This window comes from uncultured Friedmanniella sp., from assembly GCF_964244005.1.
In the GTDB taxonomy this organism is placed as follows: domain Bacteria; phylum Actinomycetota; class Actinomycetes; order Propionibacteriales; family Propionibacteriaceae; genus Microlunatus.
In genome coordinates this window covers 1-16,811 of sequence record NZ_CAXTHG010000002.1, presented here as the reverse complement: position 1 = coordinate 16,811, position 16,811 = coordinate 1, and the positions used below count along the sequence as shown (strand labels likewise).

Below are 16,811 nucleotides of genomic sequence, written 5' to 3'. Positions count from 1 at the left end.
GATGCGCATCCCTGCTGCCCGGCTCGCCCGCTTCGAGCTGCGGCGCTTCCGCGAACGACCCGCCAAGATCGCCCTGGTCTTCGTGCTGATCATCCCGCTGCTCTACGGCGCGGTGTACCTGACCGCCAACTGGGACCCGTACGGGCACCTGAACCGGCTGCCCGTCGCGGTCGTCAACGACGACCAGCCGGCCACGATCGGCGGCAGGACGGTCACGGCCGGGGACGACTTCGTCGCCAGCCTGCACCAGAGGAACACCTTCGACTGGCGCGACACGACCGACGCCGAGGCGACCCGTGGGCTGCGCGAGGGCGACTACTACCTCGCCGTCTACGTGCCGTCGGACTTCTCGTCCGACCTGGTCAGCGGCCAGGGCGACGACCCCGAGCGGGCCACCATCACGCTGCGGCGCAACGACGCGAACGGCTTCGTCATCGGCAGCCTCACCAACAGCGCCCAGAACACGATCGCCCGCTCCGTCGACGAGTCGGCGGTCGCCAGCTATTTCGACGCCGTCTTCGCCAACCTGGCGAAGATCCGCTCCGGGTTGGTCGACGCGCAGCAGGGGGCCGACAAGCTCCATGACGGTCTCGCCACGACGCACGACGGGTCCGCCAAGCTCGCGGACGGCGCGTCGACCGCGGCGGACGGCGCGACGTCGCTGAGCACAGGCGCGACGACCCTGGCCGACGGCCTCAGCACCGCACGGACCGGATCGTCCGACCTGGCCACCGGTCTGCAGCAGCTCGACACCAGCTCCGGCCAGCTGAGCACGGGTGCCGCCCAGGTCGCCGCCGGGAACAAGGAGCTGAACGACCAGGTACAGCCCGCGCTGAAGGCTGCGCAGGCGGCGCTGCCGGGGCTCCAGTCCGACGCCCAGGCGGTCACCTCCCGGCTGGACGCCATCGCCTCCCAGACCTCGGGTGAATCGTCCTCGGTCACCAGCAACCTCGACACCGCAGCCACGCAGCTGGCCGCGCTGAAGAGGCAGTATCCCGAGATCGCCAACAGCCAGGCGTTCCGGACGGCACAGTCCTCGGTCAGCACGGCGTCGGGTCGGGCCGACGACATCGCCGCCGACGTCCGCGCCGGCGCGAAGCGGGTCGACACGATCAACGACCAGGTGCAGACGGGCGGCACGCTCGACTCCCGGATCAGCACGGCCCGGAAGAACCTGGACGACCTCGCCGACGGCTCGGCCGACGTGGCGTCCGGCGCCAAGAAGCTGCACACCGGGATCCACCGCGCCTCGACCGGGGCCGACAAGCTGAGTATCGGCGTCGGCCAGGCCGCCGACGGCGCGACCAGCCTTGCCTCCGGTGCGAGCACCCTGAGCGACGGCGTGGGGGACCTGCATGAGGGTGCCGACGACCTGACCGACGGCCTGACCAAGCTCCAGAGCGGCGCGGGGACTCTCGCGACGCAGCTCGGGAAGGGCGCTGACCGGATCCCGACGCTGAGCGCCGACGACCAGGCCCAGGCCGTCCAGGTCCTTTCTGCACCCGCCGACGTGGCCATGCAGATCGACAACCCCGCCACCTTCTACGGCCGCGGCCTCGCCCCGTTGTTCTTCTCGATCGCCATGTGGGTCTTCGGGATCTCGGTGTTCCTGGTCGTCCGCCCGATCTCCGGCCGAGCCCTGGCCGGCCGGGCCAGCTCGCTGCGGCTGGCCTTGACCGCCTGGCTGCCGATCGGCGCGATCGCGGTCGCCGCCGGCTGGCTGATGGTGGGCGTGGTCTGGGTGGCGCTCGGCCTCGATCCGGTGCACCCCGTGCTGACGATGCTGATGGTGACGCTGGCGGCGATCTGCTTCTCCGCCATCGCCCACCTGCTCCGGACGGCGCTCGGTACCCCGGGCTCGAGCCTGCTGCTGGTGCTGCTGATCCTGCAGCTGACCGCGGCTGGCGGCACCTACCCACCGGAGTTGCTGCCAGGCTTCTTCGCCATGCTGCACCCGTTTCTGCCGATGACCTACCTGATCGACGCCTACCGGGTCGCCATCTCCGGCGGGCTGCTCAGCCATGTGGCCCGCGACGCCGGAGTTCTGGCCGCCGTGACGGTCGTGGTGCTCAGTTTGACCGTGCTGACGGTGCACCGACGCAAGCAGTTCGGCCTCAAGGACCTGCATCCGCCGCTCGTCGCTCCCTGACCCGCGATTTCTGTCAGTGGTCTCCGGCATCGTGGTCTTCCTCAGAGGTGATCCAGAGGGGGACCGATGCCAGGAAACGCACCACCTGTCCGTACCGAGGTCGACGGGCTGCTGGTCTATCTGCGCCAGCAGCGCGCCGGGCTGCTCAACGCCGGGTACGGCCTGACGCCGGAGCAGCTGCGGCTGACGCCCACGGTGAGCGCGTTGAGCGTCGGCGGACTGATCAAGCACGCGAGCCGGACCGAGAAGAGCTGGGCTGACGTGATCGCTGGCCACTCCGAGCAGTCCGAGGACGCTTACGTGGACAGCTTCGCGCTGGGGCCGGAGGACACGCTGGAGAGCCTCACCGCTGAGGTGGCGGCGACGGCTGCGGCCACCGAGGCGGTGGTGGCGGCGACCCGCCTGGACGCGGAGGTGACGCTGCCGGCCGCACCCTGGATGCCGACCGGGGGCGGGTACACCGTGCGCTGGGCGCTGCTGCACATCTTCGAGGAGCTGAGCCGGCACGCCGGGCACGCCGACCTCGTTCGCGAGCACGTCGACGGGGCCACGATGTACGCGCTGATGGCGGCGGTCGAGGGCTGGCCGGAGACGGACTGGCTCAAGCCCTGGCGGCCGGAGGTCGCCGCCGGTTGAGTGGCCGGCCGGTTCAGGTGCTGCGGACTGAGCGGGTGACGGTGTAGGCGGGGTTCTGGCCCACCACGTCGGTCCGCCCGACGAGGCGGCGCAGGGCCCGTAGGTAGGGCAGGTGGGAGTTGTAGACCGCCCACAGCTCACCGCCGGCGGCCAGCACGCGAGCGGCGTCGGCGAACATCTCGAAGGCGACGGCGCTGTCGCGGGTGTTGCCCCGGTGGAAGGGCGGGTTGCACAGCACCAGGTCGACGGACGCGTCGGGTACGCCCTCGCTCAGGTGCGTACGGCGCACCTCGACCTGGTCGGCAACCCCGTTCGCCTCGGTGGTGGCGACCGCGGAGAGCACGGCCGCACGGGACTCGTCGAGGGCGAGCACCTGCGCGTGCGGCAGCGTGCGGGCGGCGAGCACGGCCAGCACCCCGGTGCCGCAGCCGAGGTCGACGACCTGGCGGGCGGACGCAGGAAAGGAGTCCCGAAAGCTCAGCAGATAGCGGGTACCGAGGTCGACCGACGGTCCGGCGAAGGCGGCCCCGTGGGCGCAGACGGTCACGTCGAGCTCGTCGTCGACCGCCGACAGCGGGTAGCGGAACTCTCCCGGCGGCCGGGTGCCCGTGGCGATCAGCACCCGTGACTTCTGCGCGCCCAGGCTGCCGCGGACGGACTCGAAGTGGCGGGACAGGACGTCGTTCATGCTGCGGTTCATGTGCTTGACGCGGCCGCCGGCCAGCACCTGTACCGAGGGGTCGGCCCACCGCGCGACGGCTTCGGCGGTCTCGTCCAGGGCGGCCAGCCCTTTCGGTAGCCGTACCACCACGCCACGGACGTCCTGCCACAGCTCCGGTCCCGGAGGCAGCACGCGCACCTGAGGTCGCCTGCCCGCAGCGGCGACCACCGCCCGCTCGTCGGTCAGGGCGTCACAGCACACCCGAACCTCGCCGGCGCCGTACTGGGCGACCAGGCCGTCCACGAGCGCACCCCCTTGGTCGTCGACCACGACGACCGGGTCGGTGGCCCGGAGCAGGGCAGACTCGCGCAGCAGGATCAGGTCGACCGGATCGGCGAGAGGCTGCACCGTCCAATCCTCTCCCGGTTTTGATCCGAATAAACAAAGGCTACCCTTACCAGCAGGAGTTCGGGTCGCCGTTTCGCGTCCGGGAGCTCGTCCGGGACAACGGTGTGAGGATCGTGCATGACACAGCCAGGTAAGCCCAAGCGGATCGCTCGTAGCGCGGAGGTGGTGCGCGCTGAGTGGCTCAGCCCGTCGATGCGCCGCGTGTTCTTCACCGGCGCGGACCTCGCCTGCATGGCGGATCTGCCCTACACCGACCACTACGTCAAGATCCTCTTCCCGCCGGCCGGCGCGGACTACGCCTGGCCGTTCGACGTGGACACGTTGCGCGCCACCGAGCCGGCCGAGCGCTGGCCGGTGACCCGGACGTACACGGTCCGTTCCTACGACGCCGCGCTCAACGAGCTGGCGATCGACTTCGTGGTCCACGGCGACGAGGGGTTGGCCGGTCCCTGGGCGGCCCAGGCTGAGCCGGGACAGCAGATCGGCTTCTTCGGTCCGGGCGGCGGCTATGCCCCCGACCCGACCGCCGACCACCACCTGCTCGTCGGCGACGAAGCGGCGCTGCCCGCGATCTGCGCCACGCTGGACCGGCTCGGGTCGAGCGCCCACGCCACCGTCTACGTCGAGATCGAGGACGCCGACCAGCAGCAGGAGATCTGCTCGGCGCCTGCGGTCGAGGTCGTGTGGGTGCACCGCTCGGGCCGACCGTACGGGGACGCGCTGGCCGAGGCCGTCCGCTCCGCCGGGCTGCCCGCCGGTGACGTCCAGGCCTTCGTGCACGGCAACGCCGAGATGATCCGCCAGCTGCGGCGCTACCTGTTCACCGACTGCAGCTTCAACCGGGCCCGGGTGTCGATGTCTGGTTACTGGCGCACCGGCCAGACCGAGGACCGCTGGCAGGCGACCAAGCGTGACTTCAACGTCGAGCTCGAGCGCCAGGAGAGCATCGTCGCCGCCTGAGGCTGGGCGGCGCCTGGCAGAGTGAGGTCATGGCTGACCACCCATGACAGATCGGGATCCTGCTCTTCGACGGCTTCGAGGAGCTCGACGCCGTCGGCCCCTGGGAAGTGCTCTCCACCTGGACCCAGGGCCATCCCGAAGACGGCTATGCCGTGTTCTGTCTCTCCCGCGACGGCGGTCCGGTCACCGGAGCCAAGGGGCTGGGCGTACAGGCGCACCACTCCTACGCTGACGCGCCACCGCTCGAGGTGCTGGTCTATCCGGGTGGCCACGGCACCCGGACCCACCTGAGCGACTCGGCCCAGATGGACTGGGTGCGCAGCCAGCGCAGCACCGTGCCGCTGATGACGAGCGTGTGCACCGGGTCGCTGGTCTTCGCTGCCGCCGGGTTGCTGACCTCGCGACCGGCGACGACCCACTGGTCGGCCCTGCCCGAGCTGCTGCAGCTCGACCCGACCATCGAGCTGCGGCCCGACGACCGCTTCGTCGACGACGGCGACGTGGTGACCGCGGCCGGCGTCTCGGCCGGGATCGACATGGCCCTGCACCTGGTCGACCGGCTCGCCGGCACGGAGCGGGCACGCGAGGTGCGGCGCGACATCCAGTACGACCCGGCTCCGCCGGTCTGACCCTGCGGCCTGCCGAAACGCGGCCGGTGGGCGACAATGAGCGAAGCCGGCCGGACTGCCGGGCACAGGCGGGGGGACGGGTGATGGCGGCAGCGGGACGGTGGCGCGCGACCTACGCACCTGGGAGCTGGCTGGTGCTCTGCGGCCCGACTTCTCTCGTGGTGATCGAGCCGCCGGGCGCCGGGTGGACCACGCTCGCGGCCGAGCTCTGGCAGGAGGTGCTGCGCTCCGCCTCCATGACCGATCTCGCGGCGCGGCTGGCCGGCTACGGGCTGGACACGATGCCGAGCTTCGGCGCTCTCTTCTGGACCCCGACCGGGATGCGCTCGCTCGTCCGCGGATCCGTACGCCTCGTCGACCCGGCCACCGACCGCCTGGTGGCGAGCGGGGACGGCGTCCAGACCTGGGCGGAGGTGGGCCTGGCCGACCTGGTCGCGGTCCGGGTCGACGCTGGCGAGAGTCGTCCTGACGACGACGAGCTGCGGCTCCCGCTGGTCGTCGGGGCCGTACGGGCTTCGTCGATCCTGTTGGACGCGAGCGCGGACGCCGTTCCGAACTCGCCCCAGGGCACGTCGCAGCCTGAGGAGGCCACGGAGCCGATGACCGAGGCCGAGCTCGACCTCGGGACCACCCGGACCGAGCCCGAGCCCACCGTCTCGTTGACCGGCGAGGACGGCGAGACCCGGCTGGTCGCGATCCCCGCGTCCTTGCCGGACGCCCCGACGTCGTTCGCCCCCGCCGTGGGGGCTGCGCCCGCAACGGTCCTCGCCGTCGTCTGCCCGTACGGGCACCCGAACCCGCCCGGCATCCGGCGCTGCACCGACTGTGGCGTCCGGGTCACCGACCTCCAGCCGCACCGGGTGGCCCAGCCGGCTTTGGCCACCCTGCGGGTGACCGACGGCACCCAGGCCGTTCTCGACCGGGTGGTGCTGGTCGGGCGGGCGCCCGGTAAGCGCGGTGAGGTTGCCGCCCGGCTGCTGACCGTGCCGAGCCCCGCCCACGACATCAGCCGGACCCACCTGGAGATCGCCCCCGACGGCTGGCGGGTGCTGGTGAAAGACCTGCACTCGACCAACGGGACGGTGCTGGTGGCTCCCGACGGGGCGAGCCGGAGGCCGCTGCCCCCCGGTGAAGCCGTACCGGTCCCGCTCGGCAGCGTGCTCGAGCTCGCCGAGGGCGTCTCGGTGCTGCTCGACCTGCCGCAGTAGTTTCTCTGTACGTGCCCGCTCGACAACCACCAAGGAGCAGGACCTATGGCGAACGCACAGACGCGCAGGCCCGACCGGTTCACCGGTCTGCCCTCCGGCGTCGTGGTCGGCCCGCTGGGCCGGCGGTTCGTCGCCTCCCTGGTCGACGGGATCGTCCCGACCGTCGTCACGCTGGTCGCGTTCGGCCTGCCCGGCCTCGGTGACTCGCCGTCGAGCGGCGCGGCCACCGTGGGCGCGGTCCTGCTCGGCCTCTGGGGTCTCGTGGTCTGGTGGATGCTCGCTGTCCGCGCCGCGGGACCGGGGATGTGGCTGCTGAAGCTGCAGCTCGTCGGCTTCACCGACGGCCGGCCCATCGGCTGGGGACGGGTGCTGCTGCGGGCGGTGGTGCTCGCGCTGCTGACGGTCACCGGACTCGGCTTGTTGCTGATGCTGGTCTTCCTCGTCCGGCACCCCCGTCACCAGGGCTGGCACGACCTCGCCAGCAACGCCGTGGTCATCCGGGCCCGCGCGCTCGCGCCCCGTACTCGCCCGACCCGGCCGACCATCGCCCGGCCGGCCGCCGCCTCCCCGGCGGCGTCCCCGGCCAAGACGGCTACTGAGGCACTCGCGCCGGTCGAGGCTGTGCCGGTCCAGGCCGCCAGCCCGGTCGAGACCGCTCCGGTCGAGGTGGCGCCGGCGCCCGCCTCGACGCCGCGGCCCTGGGTGGCGGTGCTCGACGACGGCCGCGAGCTGGTGGTGGCGGGGCTCGTCCTGCTCGGCCGCAACCCGCAACCGCGTCCCGGTGAAGAGGGTGCCGAGCTGATCAAGCTGTCCGACGAGAGCCGGACGGTGTCCAAGACGCACCTGGCGCTGGACGTCGACGCGCGTGGCCTCTTCGTGGTCGACCGCGACTCGACGAACGGTTCGACGCTGACCACGCCGACCGGTGAGGCGTTCCGCTGCGTACCGGGGCAGCCCACCTACCTCGACGAGGGTTCCGTCGTCACCGTCGGCGACCACCGGCTGACCGTCCGGGTCGACGCCGTCGACCGCGACGGGGAGGGAAGCCGCTCGCGATAGTGTCGCGGGCATGCTCCTCTCCGACCGCGACATCCGCGCCGAGATCGAGTCCGGCCGGATCGGTCTCGAGCCGTACTCCCCGGAGCTGGTGCAGCCTTCCAGCATCGACGTCCGGCTGGACCGGTACTTCCGGGTCTTCGAGAACCACCGCTATCCCCACATCGACCCGTCCGAGGAGCAGGTCGAGCTCACCCGCGCGGTCGAGCCGGTCGAGGGTGAGCCGTTCATCCTGCACCCAGGGGAGTTCGCGCTCGGCTCGATCTATGAGGTCGTGACGCTGCCTGACGACCTGGCCGCCCGCGTGGAGGGCAAGTCCTCCCTCGGTCGGCTGGGGCTGCTCACCCACGCCACCGCCGGCTTCATCGATCCCGGCTTCTCCGGCCACGTCACCCTCGAGCTGTCCAACGTGGCCACCCTGCCGATCAAGCTCTGGCCGGGCATGAAGATCGGCCAGTTCTGCTTCTTCCGGCTGACCTCGCCCGCCGAGCTGCCGTACGGTTCGGTCCAGTACGGCTCGCGGTACCAGAACCAGCGCGGGCCCACCCCGAGCCGCTCGCACCTCAACTTCCAGCGCTTCTGACCCCGGCCCAGCACGCGCGGTCGCACTCAAACCTTGTTCCGACCGGCCGGCGACTGGCACCGGCCAGGCGCACATGGCTGGTCCGGTCTTCCGGTCGAGGCAAGTCTTGAGGGGACCAACCCGCACCCGCGTCACAAAGGGCGACAACCCCGGACATTCCCTAGGTGAGAGACATCATCCAGAGGAGGACCGACAGCGATGCCCGACCTAGACGATCTGTCCCACACGCTTGCCGCGGCACGCCTGGACGTGGACCGCGACCTTGCCAGCATTCACGGCGCACTCATCTCAGCGCAGCTCGGCACGCGCGCTCGTAGTGGACGCAGGAAAAGGTTCGGGATCGGTCTGGCCGCGATCATCATCACCGTCTCCACCACAGCAGCCGGTACAGGGGTTCTGGCCCTACGAACCGGAATGCACGGCCAGCCAAGCCGGTTCACCGAAGACGTTGACCGGTCGGAATGGCTCAACGTCTGCGCACCGGGTTACGCCGAGGTGGTGAGAAAGCATCAGCCCGACGGTCCATTGCCCGGCGGAACAAGCTGGGACGTAGCCACGCGCGCACTGGTTACTCAGGCCCAGAGCTCTTCGTACTGTGCCAACGGTGAGGGCTCGTTGCAGCAGGAGACTGCGATCGATTCCGGATACCTGTTCTGGGCCCAGTCGTCGTGGTTCTGCGCGGGTGTTGACGCCATCCACTCCGGCGATCGATCCGGTTGGGTGGCTGCGGCGTCCCAGCTCCAAAGCATCGTCGACTCTGATCTGATGGCCAAGGTCGACGGCGGCGGTGTCCGGGTCCACGACGCGAGAGTTGCCTCCTCGATCAAAGACGGCAAGATCCCGCTCGACTCCGACATTGACTGCTCGAAGGTCGACCGTTGACCGACGCAGCCAGCCGGATCGAGCAGCTGACCGCCTCGGTCGGGCCCGACGTCCTGGCCTACCTTGCCCGCCGCGTCAGCCCGATCGACGACGCCGCCGACTTGTACGTCGACGTGCTCATGATCACCTGGCGCAAGTACCGGTCGGTGCCGTCAGACGAGCGGGCCGCCCGAGCCTGGATGCTTGGGGTCGCACGACGTTGCCTGGCCAACCACCGGCGATCAGCCACCCGCCGTCACGTGCTGGCCGACCGGCTGCGCGCCGAGCTTCCCCGGATGGTCGACACGCCCGACCCCGATCTGACCGATCGAGCCGAACAGCTTCTCGACCGCCTGTCCACCGCCGACCGCGAGCTGGTCACCTTGATCTACTGGGAGCAGCTCACTTCGGCCGAGGCCGCGCAGGTCCTCCGCATCTCGCCGGGCGCAGCCCGCAAACGGTTGGAACGCGTCAGAGCAACGCTCCGAGCCGAGCTGGCTCAGGTGCTCGACTAGCCCGAGGTCGCCGCTGAGCGGGTCGGCTCAGCCCTCGCGGCGAACGGACTCGAGCAGCAGCTGGGCGACGTCGAGGACCTCGACCGACTCGGGCGCCTTGCCGTCGGCCTGCATCCCGGTCAGCCCGTCGCTGAGCATCACCCGGCAGAACGGGCATCCGGTCGCGATCGCCCCGGAGTCCCCGGCGCCGGCCAGCTGGAGCGTCTGGACGGCTTCCTCGGTCCGGTTCACGTTGATCCGGGTACCGATCTTTTCCTCCATCCACATCCGGGCGCCGCCGGCCCCGCAACAGAAGGACCGCTGCCCATGCCGCGGCATCTCGGCGAGCGTCGCCCCGGGGAGAGCGCCGAGCAGGTCGCGGGGCGGGTCGTAGACCTGGTTGTGCCGGCCGAGGTAGCAGGGGTCGTGGTAGGTGATGGTGCGGCCGCCGACCGAGCCTGCCGGTGGGGTGACCGGGGTCAGCCGGCCGTCGCGGACGAGCCGGTTGAGCAGCTGGGTGTGGTGCACGACCTCGGCCTCGACGCCGAGCTGGGGGTACTCGTTCTTGAGCGTGTTGAGGCAGTGCGCGCAGGTGGTCACGATCTTGGTGGCCCCCGCGTCCTTCAGGGTCTCGGCGTTCTCCATCGCCAGCTGCTGGAAGACGAACTCGTTGCCCGCCCGGCGGGCCGGGTCGCCCGTACAGGTCTCGCCGTTGCCCAGCACGGCATAGCTGACCCCGGCGGTGTGCAGCAGCTCGGCGACGGCGCGGGTCGTCTGCTTGGCCCGGTCCTCGTACGCCCCGGCGCAACCCACCCAGAACAGGTACTCCATGCTGGTCAGGTCCTCGACGTCCTCGCCGACCACCGGCACCTCGAAGGGCAGCCCCTTGGCCCAGTCCATCCGGCCGCGCGGACTCATGTTCCAGGGGTTGCCCTTGCTCTCCAGCCCCTTGAACAGCCCGTTCAGCTCCTTGGGGAAGTCGGCGTCCATCAAGACCTGGTGTCGACGCAGGTCGAGGATGTGGTCGACGTGCTCGATGTCGACGGGGCACTGCTGGACGCAGGCGCCGCAGCTGGTGCACGACCACAGCACCTCCGGGTCGATCACCCCGGCAACCCCGTCGCTCACCTGGATCGGTCCCACCAGAGGCCGCTCGGACTCGGCCAGTACGGCCGCGCCCAGTCCGCCGCGGGCCTCCTCCGCGGCCTGTAGGTACGGCGCCTTCGCGTACGCGTGCTCGCGCAGCTCCATGATCACGAGCTTGGGCGACAGCGGCTTCCCGGTGTGCCAGGCGGGGCACTGGGACTGGCAGCGACCGCACTCGGTGCAGGAGGTGAAGTCGAGCAGGCCCTTCCAGGTGAAGTCCTCGACCTTGCCGACGCCCAGGCTGGCGTTCTCGTCCAGGTCCTCGATGTTGGCGAAGTCCAGCGGCTGCCCGTCGACCGCGATCGGCTCCAGCGCCCCGAGGGCGGGCCGGCCGTCGGCCCGACGCTTGAACCAGATGTTGGGCCAGGCGGTAAAGCGGTGCCAGGCCACCCCCATCGTGGTGTTGAGCCCGATGGTGACGAACCAGGCCATCGAGACGACGATCTTGACCGCGGCAACGAGCACGACGGCGGTCTCCAGCGTCTCCGGCGCGATGGCGTCTGGCAGCAGGAACCAGGTGAGGGGGAAGTGCCAGCGGCTGGTGTCTGCCCCGAGCAGGTGGTACTCGAGCGCCCGGATGGTGAGGACGCAGACCACGATCCCGAGGATCGTGAGCTCGACGTAGACGCCCATCCAGCCGCGAGAACCGTAGAAGCGGGAGGCCCGACCGCGGCTGCGGGAGCGGGCGCGCAGCACCATCAGCACCACGATGCCGACCAGCCCGGCCCAGGCGATCAGCTCGCTGGCCCACTCGTACACCACCCAGTGACCGATCAGCGGCAGCGCGAAGCGCGGGTCGAACAGCTGGCCGTACGCGGTGACCAGAGTGAAGAAGAGAGCGCCGAAGGCGACGAAGACCAACCAGTGGGCGGCTCCGACGAGCGTCCACTGCAGCATCCGGGTGTGCCCGAGGGTCTCGGTCAGCATGTGCCGCCAGCGCTCGCGCGGAGCGTCTCGGCGTCCGACCACCGGCTGGCCGAGGGAGATCACCCCGACAATGCTCGCCACCGCGCGCGCGAAGAGGGCCACACCCAGCACCGAGACGGCCAGGGCTAGGACGATCGCGACGATCTCCACCAGAGCGCTCCTTCGCGGGCCACCGGTCGTGGGCGGCCGTTCGCCACCTTAGTGCGAGCTACCGACACTGTGGCTGAATCGCCGAGCCGATGTTACTGACGGGTAACTTACCCGAACGTCGCAAGCGCGTGGGGCGCGCCGGAACGAGTCGCCGGAATTGTCCGTGGCCGCCGTTAGTGTCGATCTCACGCATCAACCGAAGAGTCAGGGTCCGCTGTGATCGAGTTCCAGTCCGTCAGCAAGACCTTCCGCAACGGCACCGCCGCGGTGGTCGACCTCAGCCTGCGCGTGCCGACGGACCAGGTCACGGTCGTCGTCGGCCCGCCTGGCTCTGGCAAGACCACCACCGTGGCGATGGTCAACCGGCTGATCGAACCCACCTCGGGCGCGATCAGCTGGGACGGTACGCCGCTGCGGTCCCGCCGCAAGACCGCGTTGCGACGGCAGCTGGGCTCCGTGGTCCAGGGCGGCGGCCTCTTCCCGCACCGCACCGTGGTCGACAACATCGCGACCGTGCCCGGACTGCTCGGCTGGTCCAAGGCCAAGACGCAGACCCGTTCGTTGGAGCTGCTGGAGCGCGTCGGCCTTGACCGCACGTTCGCCGACCGCTATCCCGTGCAGCTGACCGGCGGCCAGCAGGTGCGGGTGGCGATCGCTCGCGCGCTCGCGGCCAACCCGACGGTACTGCTGATGGACGAGCCGTTCGCTGGCGTCGACCCGGAGGTCCGCAGCGAGCTGCACCAGCTCTTCCGCACGCTCCAGCCTGAGATCGGCCTCACGGTCATCCTGGCCAGTAGCGAGATCGACGAGGCCGTCGCGCTGGGCGACCAGGTCGCGATCCTGGGCGTCGGCGGCCGCCTGGCCCAGGTCGGCACCCCCCGGCAGCTGCTCGAAGAGCCGGCGGACGCCTTCGTCGAGAGCTTTGTCGGGCGCGACCGGGGATACCGCGCGCTGTCGTTCCTGTCGGCGGACGGGCTGAGCCTGCACGGCGTCAAGGTCGTGCGTGACCCGACAGCGGCCGCCGGGGGCGATCCCACCCTGGTGCTCGACGCCGACGCGCGGCCGACCGGCTGGGTCGACGCCGACCGGCCCGGCGAGCTGCTGCCGCTGGGCGCGACCTTCGACGTGGAGTCCGGTGACCTGCGCAGTGCGCTCGACGCCGCGCTGACCTCCCCGTTCGGCCTGGCGGTCGGCGTGGGGGCCCGCAGCCGCTTCGCTGGTGTCGCCTCCGCCGAGACGATTCTCGCGTCCCTGCGGAGCGGCCGACCGGGCCCTGCGGCGGTCGAGGGACAGCCGGCGTACGGCTACGGCGACCACGCCTGGGCCGAGCTCGGTGACGAGAGCGGGGACGACGTCGACGCGATCGCCCTGGAGCCCGAAGAGGCGGGCGTCCGGTGAGCTGGGACTGGCTGCAACGCAACGCCGGCCTGATCGCCTCACTGCTCGGACAGCACGCGATCCTGGCCTTGGCGCCGGTACTCGTAGCGCTGGTGATCTCGCTCCCGCTGGGCTTCGCCGTCTACCGGACCGGTCGAGGCGCGAAGGTGATCCTGGCTGTCCTCGGCGTCATCTCCTCCATTCCGGCGCTGGCGCTGCTCGTCGTCGTCCCCCTGCTGCTGGGTACCTCGATCCTCAGCCGGGTCAACGTCGCGGTCGCGCTCACCGTCTACTCCGTGGCGCTGCTGATCCGCAGTGTGGTCGAGGGCCTGCGATCCGTCCCTGACCGCGTCAGGCAGTCCGCCCGAGCGGCGGGCCTCGGCCGGTCGCGGCGGTTGCTGCGTATCGAGCTGCCGCTGGCCATGCCGGTCATCTTCGCCGGCCTGCGGAGAGTCACGGTGTCCAACATCGCGCTGGTGACCGTCGCCGCGCTGGTCGCCAGCGGCGGCCTCGGCACGCTGCTCCAGCTCGGCTACACCAGCCGCTTCTACACCCCGTTGATCGCGGGGCTGGTGCTCACCGTGCTGCTGGCGCTGGTCGCCGACGCGGCGCTCCGGCTCATCCAGCGCGGCACCCTGCCGTGGACCCGGGCTCGGCGCGCATGAACCTCTTTGGTTTCCTGCAGGACGGCGCCAACTGGGGTGGCGGTGACGGCATCACGCAGCTGCTGCTGCAGCACCTCGGCTACACGGTGGGGGCGGTCGTGCTGGCCGCGATCGTGGCCATCCCGCTCGGTATCGCCATCGGGCGCGTCCGGCAGAGCGGGGCGATCGCGCTCGGGCTGAGCAACGCGGCCCACGCGGTTCCGTCGTTGGGGCTGCTGTTCCTGGCCGTGATGCTGCTGGGCACCGGCACGGGCCCGATCGTCGTCGTGCTGGCGATCCTGGCGCTGCCCACCATTCTGGCGGCTGTCGCGTCGGGGGTGGGGGGTGCCGCCCGCGAGGCGGTGCACGCCGCCCGTGCCCTCGGCATGACCGAGGGCCAGGTCGTCCGCCAGATCGAGTGGCCGCTGGCGCTGCCGTCGGCGATCGCGGGTCTGCGCAGCGCGACCCTGCAGGTGGTGGCCACGGCCACAGTCGCGGCCTTCGCTTCCGGTGGCGGGCTCGGCCAGCTGCTCGTCCGTGGCCAGGCGCAGACCGACTACCCGCAGATGTTCGCGGGCGCGGTCCTGATCGCTGCGCTCGCCATCGCGCTGTACCTGCTGCTGGGCGGCCTGGGCTGGGCTGCCGCTCGCCGGGCGCGGTCGAGCAGCAGAACGGGCGCCGCGCTGGCGGTCGCACCCTTCCCCGCCTAGTAGTCGCCCGCGATGACCCTGACCATCACCCGGACCCTGGCGGTCGCCGGCCTCGCCTGCTTGCTGCTGCCCGGGTGCGGCGCCGGGACCGACCCGCTGCGCCAGTACCCCAGATCCGGTTCGGCCGGCGGTAAGGCGGTCGTGGTCGGGTCCGCGTCCGCCACCGAGTCCACCGTCGTCGCCGAGCTGTACGCCCAAGCGCTGACCGCCAAGGGCATGCCGGCCTCGACCAGGCTCAACCTCGGTTCCCGCGACGTCTACCTCAAGGCGCTGACCGACGGGACGGTCTCGATCGTGCCCGAGTACACCGGCCAGCTGCTGTTCCACTACGACGAGGACGCCACCGCCACCACCGCCGCCGAGGTGGCGCAGGAGCTGCCGAAAGTGCTGCCGTCCGACCTCACGCTCGGCAGGCCTGCCAAAGCCGTCAACCAGGACGTCTATCTCGTGACCAAGCGGTTCTCCCAGCGGTACGGCGTGACGTCCTTGGCCCACCTCAGCAAGGTGGCCGGCGGGGTGGTGCTCGGCGGGCCGTCAGACCTCACCAACCGTCCGTACGGCCCGGCCGGTCTGAGGCAGATCTACGGCGCGACGATCAAGCAGTTCAAGCCGTACGATTCGGCTGCGGTCCGCTCGCGTGGCCTCGACAAGGGCTCGATCCAGGTCGGGGAGTTCCACAGCACCGAGTCGGCGATCGCGGGCCAGGGCTACGTCGCCCTGACCGACCCGCAGGCGATGATCCTGCCGCAGAACGTCGTGCCCGTGCTGCGTACGGAGGTGGCGGCCGACCCGACCGTGGGCACTACCCTCGACGCGGTGCAGAGCGCGCTCACCACCGAGGAGCTGGCGGCGCTCGACCGCAGAGTGGACGTCGACCACGACGCCCCGAACCAGGTGGCCGCCGCCTGGCTGCAGGGCAAGGGGCTCAGCTGAGCTGGTCCGGTGCTCGCCGTCGGCGCGTACGCTGGCGGCCTCGGGGCCCGAGTCGAGGAGGAGCGCGATGTCGCGCTGGAAGAACTGGACGGTCGTCGCCGCGACCGGCGCCCTGAGCGCGTCCGCGCTGATCGCCGGGCCGGCCGAGGTCGCCGCGGCGGCCGCACCGACGTACGCCTTCACCACGGTGGTCAGCGGGGTCGCCATCCCCTGGGACGTGACCTGGGTCGGCTCGACGATGCTCTTCGACCAACGCGCCGGCGGCGTCTACACGGTGCCGCGCGGGGGCGCGCCGCAGCGGGTCACCGGCCCGTTCCCTCAGCCCTTCGCTGAGAGCGAGGGCGGCGTTCTCGGGATGGTCGCGGACCCGAACGCGGCGACCAACCGCGTCTTCTACCTCTGTCAGACGGTCCAGAGCAGCAAGGACGTCCAGGTACGCCGCTACCGGCTCAGCAAGGACGGACGGTCGGCAGCCACGGTGGGCACGGGCAAGCCGCTGATCAAGGGGATCCCACTGAGCAGCGGCCGGCACAGCGGTTGCCGGCTGCGCTTCAGCGCCAAGGGCATGCTCTACGTCGGCACCGGCGACGCAGCCCAGTACAAGAACCCCCAACGCAAGTCCTCGCTCGGCGGCAAGGTGCTGCGGATCCACCCGGACGGACGGCTCGCCACCAGCAACCCGTACTACCGCTCCGGCGGCAACGCCCGCTACATCTGGAACTACGGTCACCGCAACGTGCAGGGCCTCGCGCTGCAGCCCGGGACCGACCGGATGTACAGCGCCGAGCAGGGCACCGACCGCGACGACGAGGTCAACCTCGTGCGCAAGGGCGCCAACTACGGCTGGGATCCCGGCCCCCGCGGCGGCTACGACGAGAACCGGCCGATGACCGACCTCAAGAAGTACCCGAAGGCAGTGTCGGCGATCTGGAAGTCCGGCGACCCCACCAAGGCGACCAGCGGGATCACCTTCTTGCAGGGATCGACGTGGGGCACGTGGAACGGCGCCCTGGCGGTCGCTCGGTTGAAGGCGAACGGCGTCCAGCTGTTGTTCCTCAACAAGGCGGGCAAGGTGACCAGCACGAAGGTCGTGCCGGGCACGAAGGCGTACGGGCGGGTCCGGACCGTCCAGCTCGGCCCGGACGGGGTCCTGTACTTCACCACCTCCAACAGCGAGGGCTCCCAGCGGGTCGACAAGATCGTCCGGATGACTCCGCGCTAGATCCAATACCGTTCAGTTAAGATCACATTGGTGTAGTTTGGGTGCATGCCGCGTGCT

16 protein-coding genes are annotated in these 16,811 nt (G+C 70.9%); 14 read left to right on the top strand and 2 right to left on the bottom strand.

Going from position 1 to position 16,811, the window contains the following annotated elements; genetic code table 11:
• Window position 1 precedes the first annotated feature (1 nt).
• Both ACFE76_RS01375 and ACFE76_RS01370 read left to right on the top strand, forming a co-directional pair.
• Window positions 2-2,149, top strand: coding sequence for a YhgE/Pip family protein (locus ACFE76_RS01375; RefSeq protein WP_375429939.1), 2,148 nt, complete (start codon window positions 2-4; stop codon window positions 2,147-2,149).
• A gap of 66 nt (window positions 2,150-2,215) precedes the next feature.
• Window positions 2,216-2,785, top strand: a complete 570-nt coding sequence (locus tag ACFE76_RS01370; protein ID WP_375429938.1) for a DinB family protein — start codon at window positions 2,216-2,218, stop codon at window positions 2,783-2,785.
• 13 nt (window positions 2,786-2,798) lie between these two features.
• Here ACFE76_RS01370 and ACFE76_RS01365 read toward each other — a convergent pair whose 3' ends face one another.
• Window positions 2,799-3,854 carry a class I SAM-dependent methyltransferase gene (locus tag ACFE76_RS01365; RefSeq protein WP_375429937.1) on the bottom strand — a complete coding sequence of 352 codons (1,056 nt, stop codon included), beginning with the start codon at window positions 3,852-3,854 and terminating at the stop codon, window positions 2,799-2,801.
• A 117-nt stretch (window positions 3,855-3,971) separates the two neighbouring features.
• On the opposite strand from ACFE76_RS01365, the gene ACFE76_RS01360 reads away from it, so the two are divergent.
• From ACFE76_RS01360 to ACFE76_RS01330, 7 genes are all read left to right on the top strand, one after another.
• Window positions 3,972-4,814, top strand: coding sequence for a siderophore-interacting protein (locus ACFE76_RS01360; protein WP_375429936.1), 843 nt, complete (start codon window positions 3,972-3,974; stop codon window positions 4,812-4,814).
• A gap of 50 nt (window positions 4,815-4,864) precedes the next feature.
• On the top strand, window positions 4,865-5,443 hold the full coding sequence (locus tag ACFE76_RS01355) for a DJ-1/PfpI family protein (RefSeq protein WP_375430133.1): 579 nt from the start codon (window positions 4,865-4,867) through the stop codon (window positions 5,441-5,443).
• Between the two features lie 83 nt (window positions 5,444-5,526).
• A complete protein-coding gene (locus tag ACFE76_RS01350) occupies window positions 5,527-6,651 on the top strand; it encodes an FHA domain-containing protein (protein ID WP_375429935.1) in 1,125 nt (374 codons plus the stop codon).
• A gap of 45 nt (window positions 6,652-6,696) precedes the next feature.
• Window positions 6,697-7,710 (top strand): RDD family protein, encoded by a 1,014-nt coding sequence (locus tag ACFE76_RS01345; protein WP_375429934.1) that lies wholly within the window; start codon window positions 6,697-6,699, stop codon window positions 7,708-7,710.
• 10 nt (window positions 7,711-7,720) lie between these two features.
• Complete coding sequence (dcd, locus tag ACFE76_RS01340) at window positions 7,721-8,290, top strand: dCTP deaminase (RefSeq protein ID WP_375429933.1); 570 nt, start codon at window positions 7,721-7,723, stop codon at window positions 8,288-8,290.
• A 198-nt stretch (window positions 8,291-8,488) separates the two neighbouring features.
• Window positions 8,489-9,172: a hypothetical protein gene (locus tag ACFE76_RS01335; RefSeq protein WP_375429932.1), complete on the top strand. Its 684-nt coding sequence runs from the start codon at window positions 8,489-8,491 to the stop codon at window positions 9,170-9,172.
• Window positions 9,169-9,666, top strand: a complete 498-nt coding sequence (locus ACFE76_RS01330; protein ID WP_375429931.1) for an RNA polymerase sigma factor — start codon at window positions 9,169-9,171, stop codon at window positions 9,664-9,666. Before ACFE76_RS01335 ends, ACFE76_RS01330 begins: the two co-directional genes overlap by 4 nt.
• A 27-nt stretch (window positions 9,667-9,693) precedes the next feature.
• Here the strand turns inward: ACFE76_RS01330 and ACFE76_RS01325 are convergent, their stop codons facing one another.
• Complete coding sequence (locus tag ACFE76_RS01325; RefSeq protein WP_375429930.1) at window positions 9,694-11,868, bottom strand: (Fe-S)-binding protein; 2,175 nt, start codon at window positions 11,866-11,868, stop codon at window positions 9,694-9,696.
• Between the two features lie 216 nt (window positions 11,869-12,084).
• On the opposite strand from ACFE76_RS01325, the gene ACFE76_RS01320 reads away from it, so the two are divergent.
• From ACFE76_RS01320 to ACFE76_RS01300, 5 genes are all read left to right on the top strand, one after another.
• Window positions 12,085-13,266, top strand: coding sequence for an ABC transporter ATP-binding protein (locus ACFE76_RS01320; protein ID WP_375429929.1), 1,182 nt, complete (start codon window positions 12,085-12,087; stop codon window positions 13,264-13,266).
• Entirely contained in the window at window positions 13,263-13,910 is a 648-nt protein-coding gene (locus tag ACFE76_RS01315; protein ID WP_375429928.1) for an ABC transporter permease, read from the top strand. Before ACFE76_RS01320 ends, ACFE76_RS01315 begins: the two co-directional genes overlap by 4 nt.
• Window positions 13,907-14,599, top strand: coding sequence for an ABC transporter permease (locus ACFE76_RS01310; RefSeq protein ID WP_375429927.1), 693 nt, complete (start codon window positions 13,907-13,909; stop codon window positions 14,597-14,599). The genes ACFE76_RS01315 and ACFE76_RS01310 overlap by 4 nt, the downstream gene beginning before the upstream one ends.
• Before the next feature lie 12 nt (window positions 14,600-14,611).
• Window positions 14,612-15,532 (top strand): ABC transporter substrate-binding protein, encoded by a 921-nt coding sequence (locus ACFE76_RS01305; protein WP_375429926.1) that lies wholly within the window; start codon window positions 14,612-14,614, stop codon window positions 15,530-15,532.
• 67 nt (window positions 15,533-15,599) lie between these two features.
• A complete protein-coding gene (locus tag ACFE76_RS01300; RefSeq protein WP_375429925.1) occupies window positions 15,600-16,754 on the top strand; it encodes a PQQ-dependent sugar dehydrogenase in 1,155 nt (384 codons plus the stop codon).
• The last annotated feature ends 57 nt before the right edge of the window (window positions 16,755-16,811 follow it).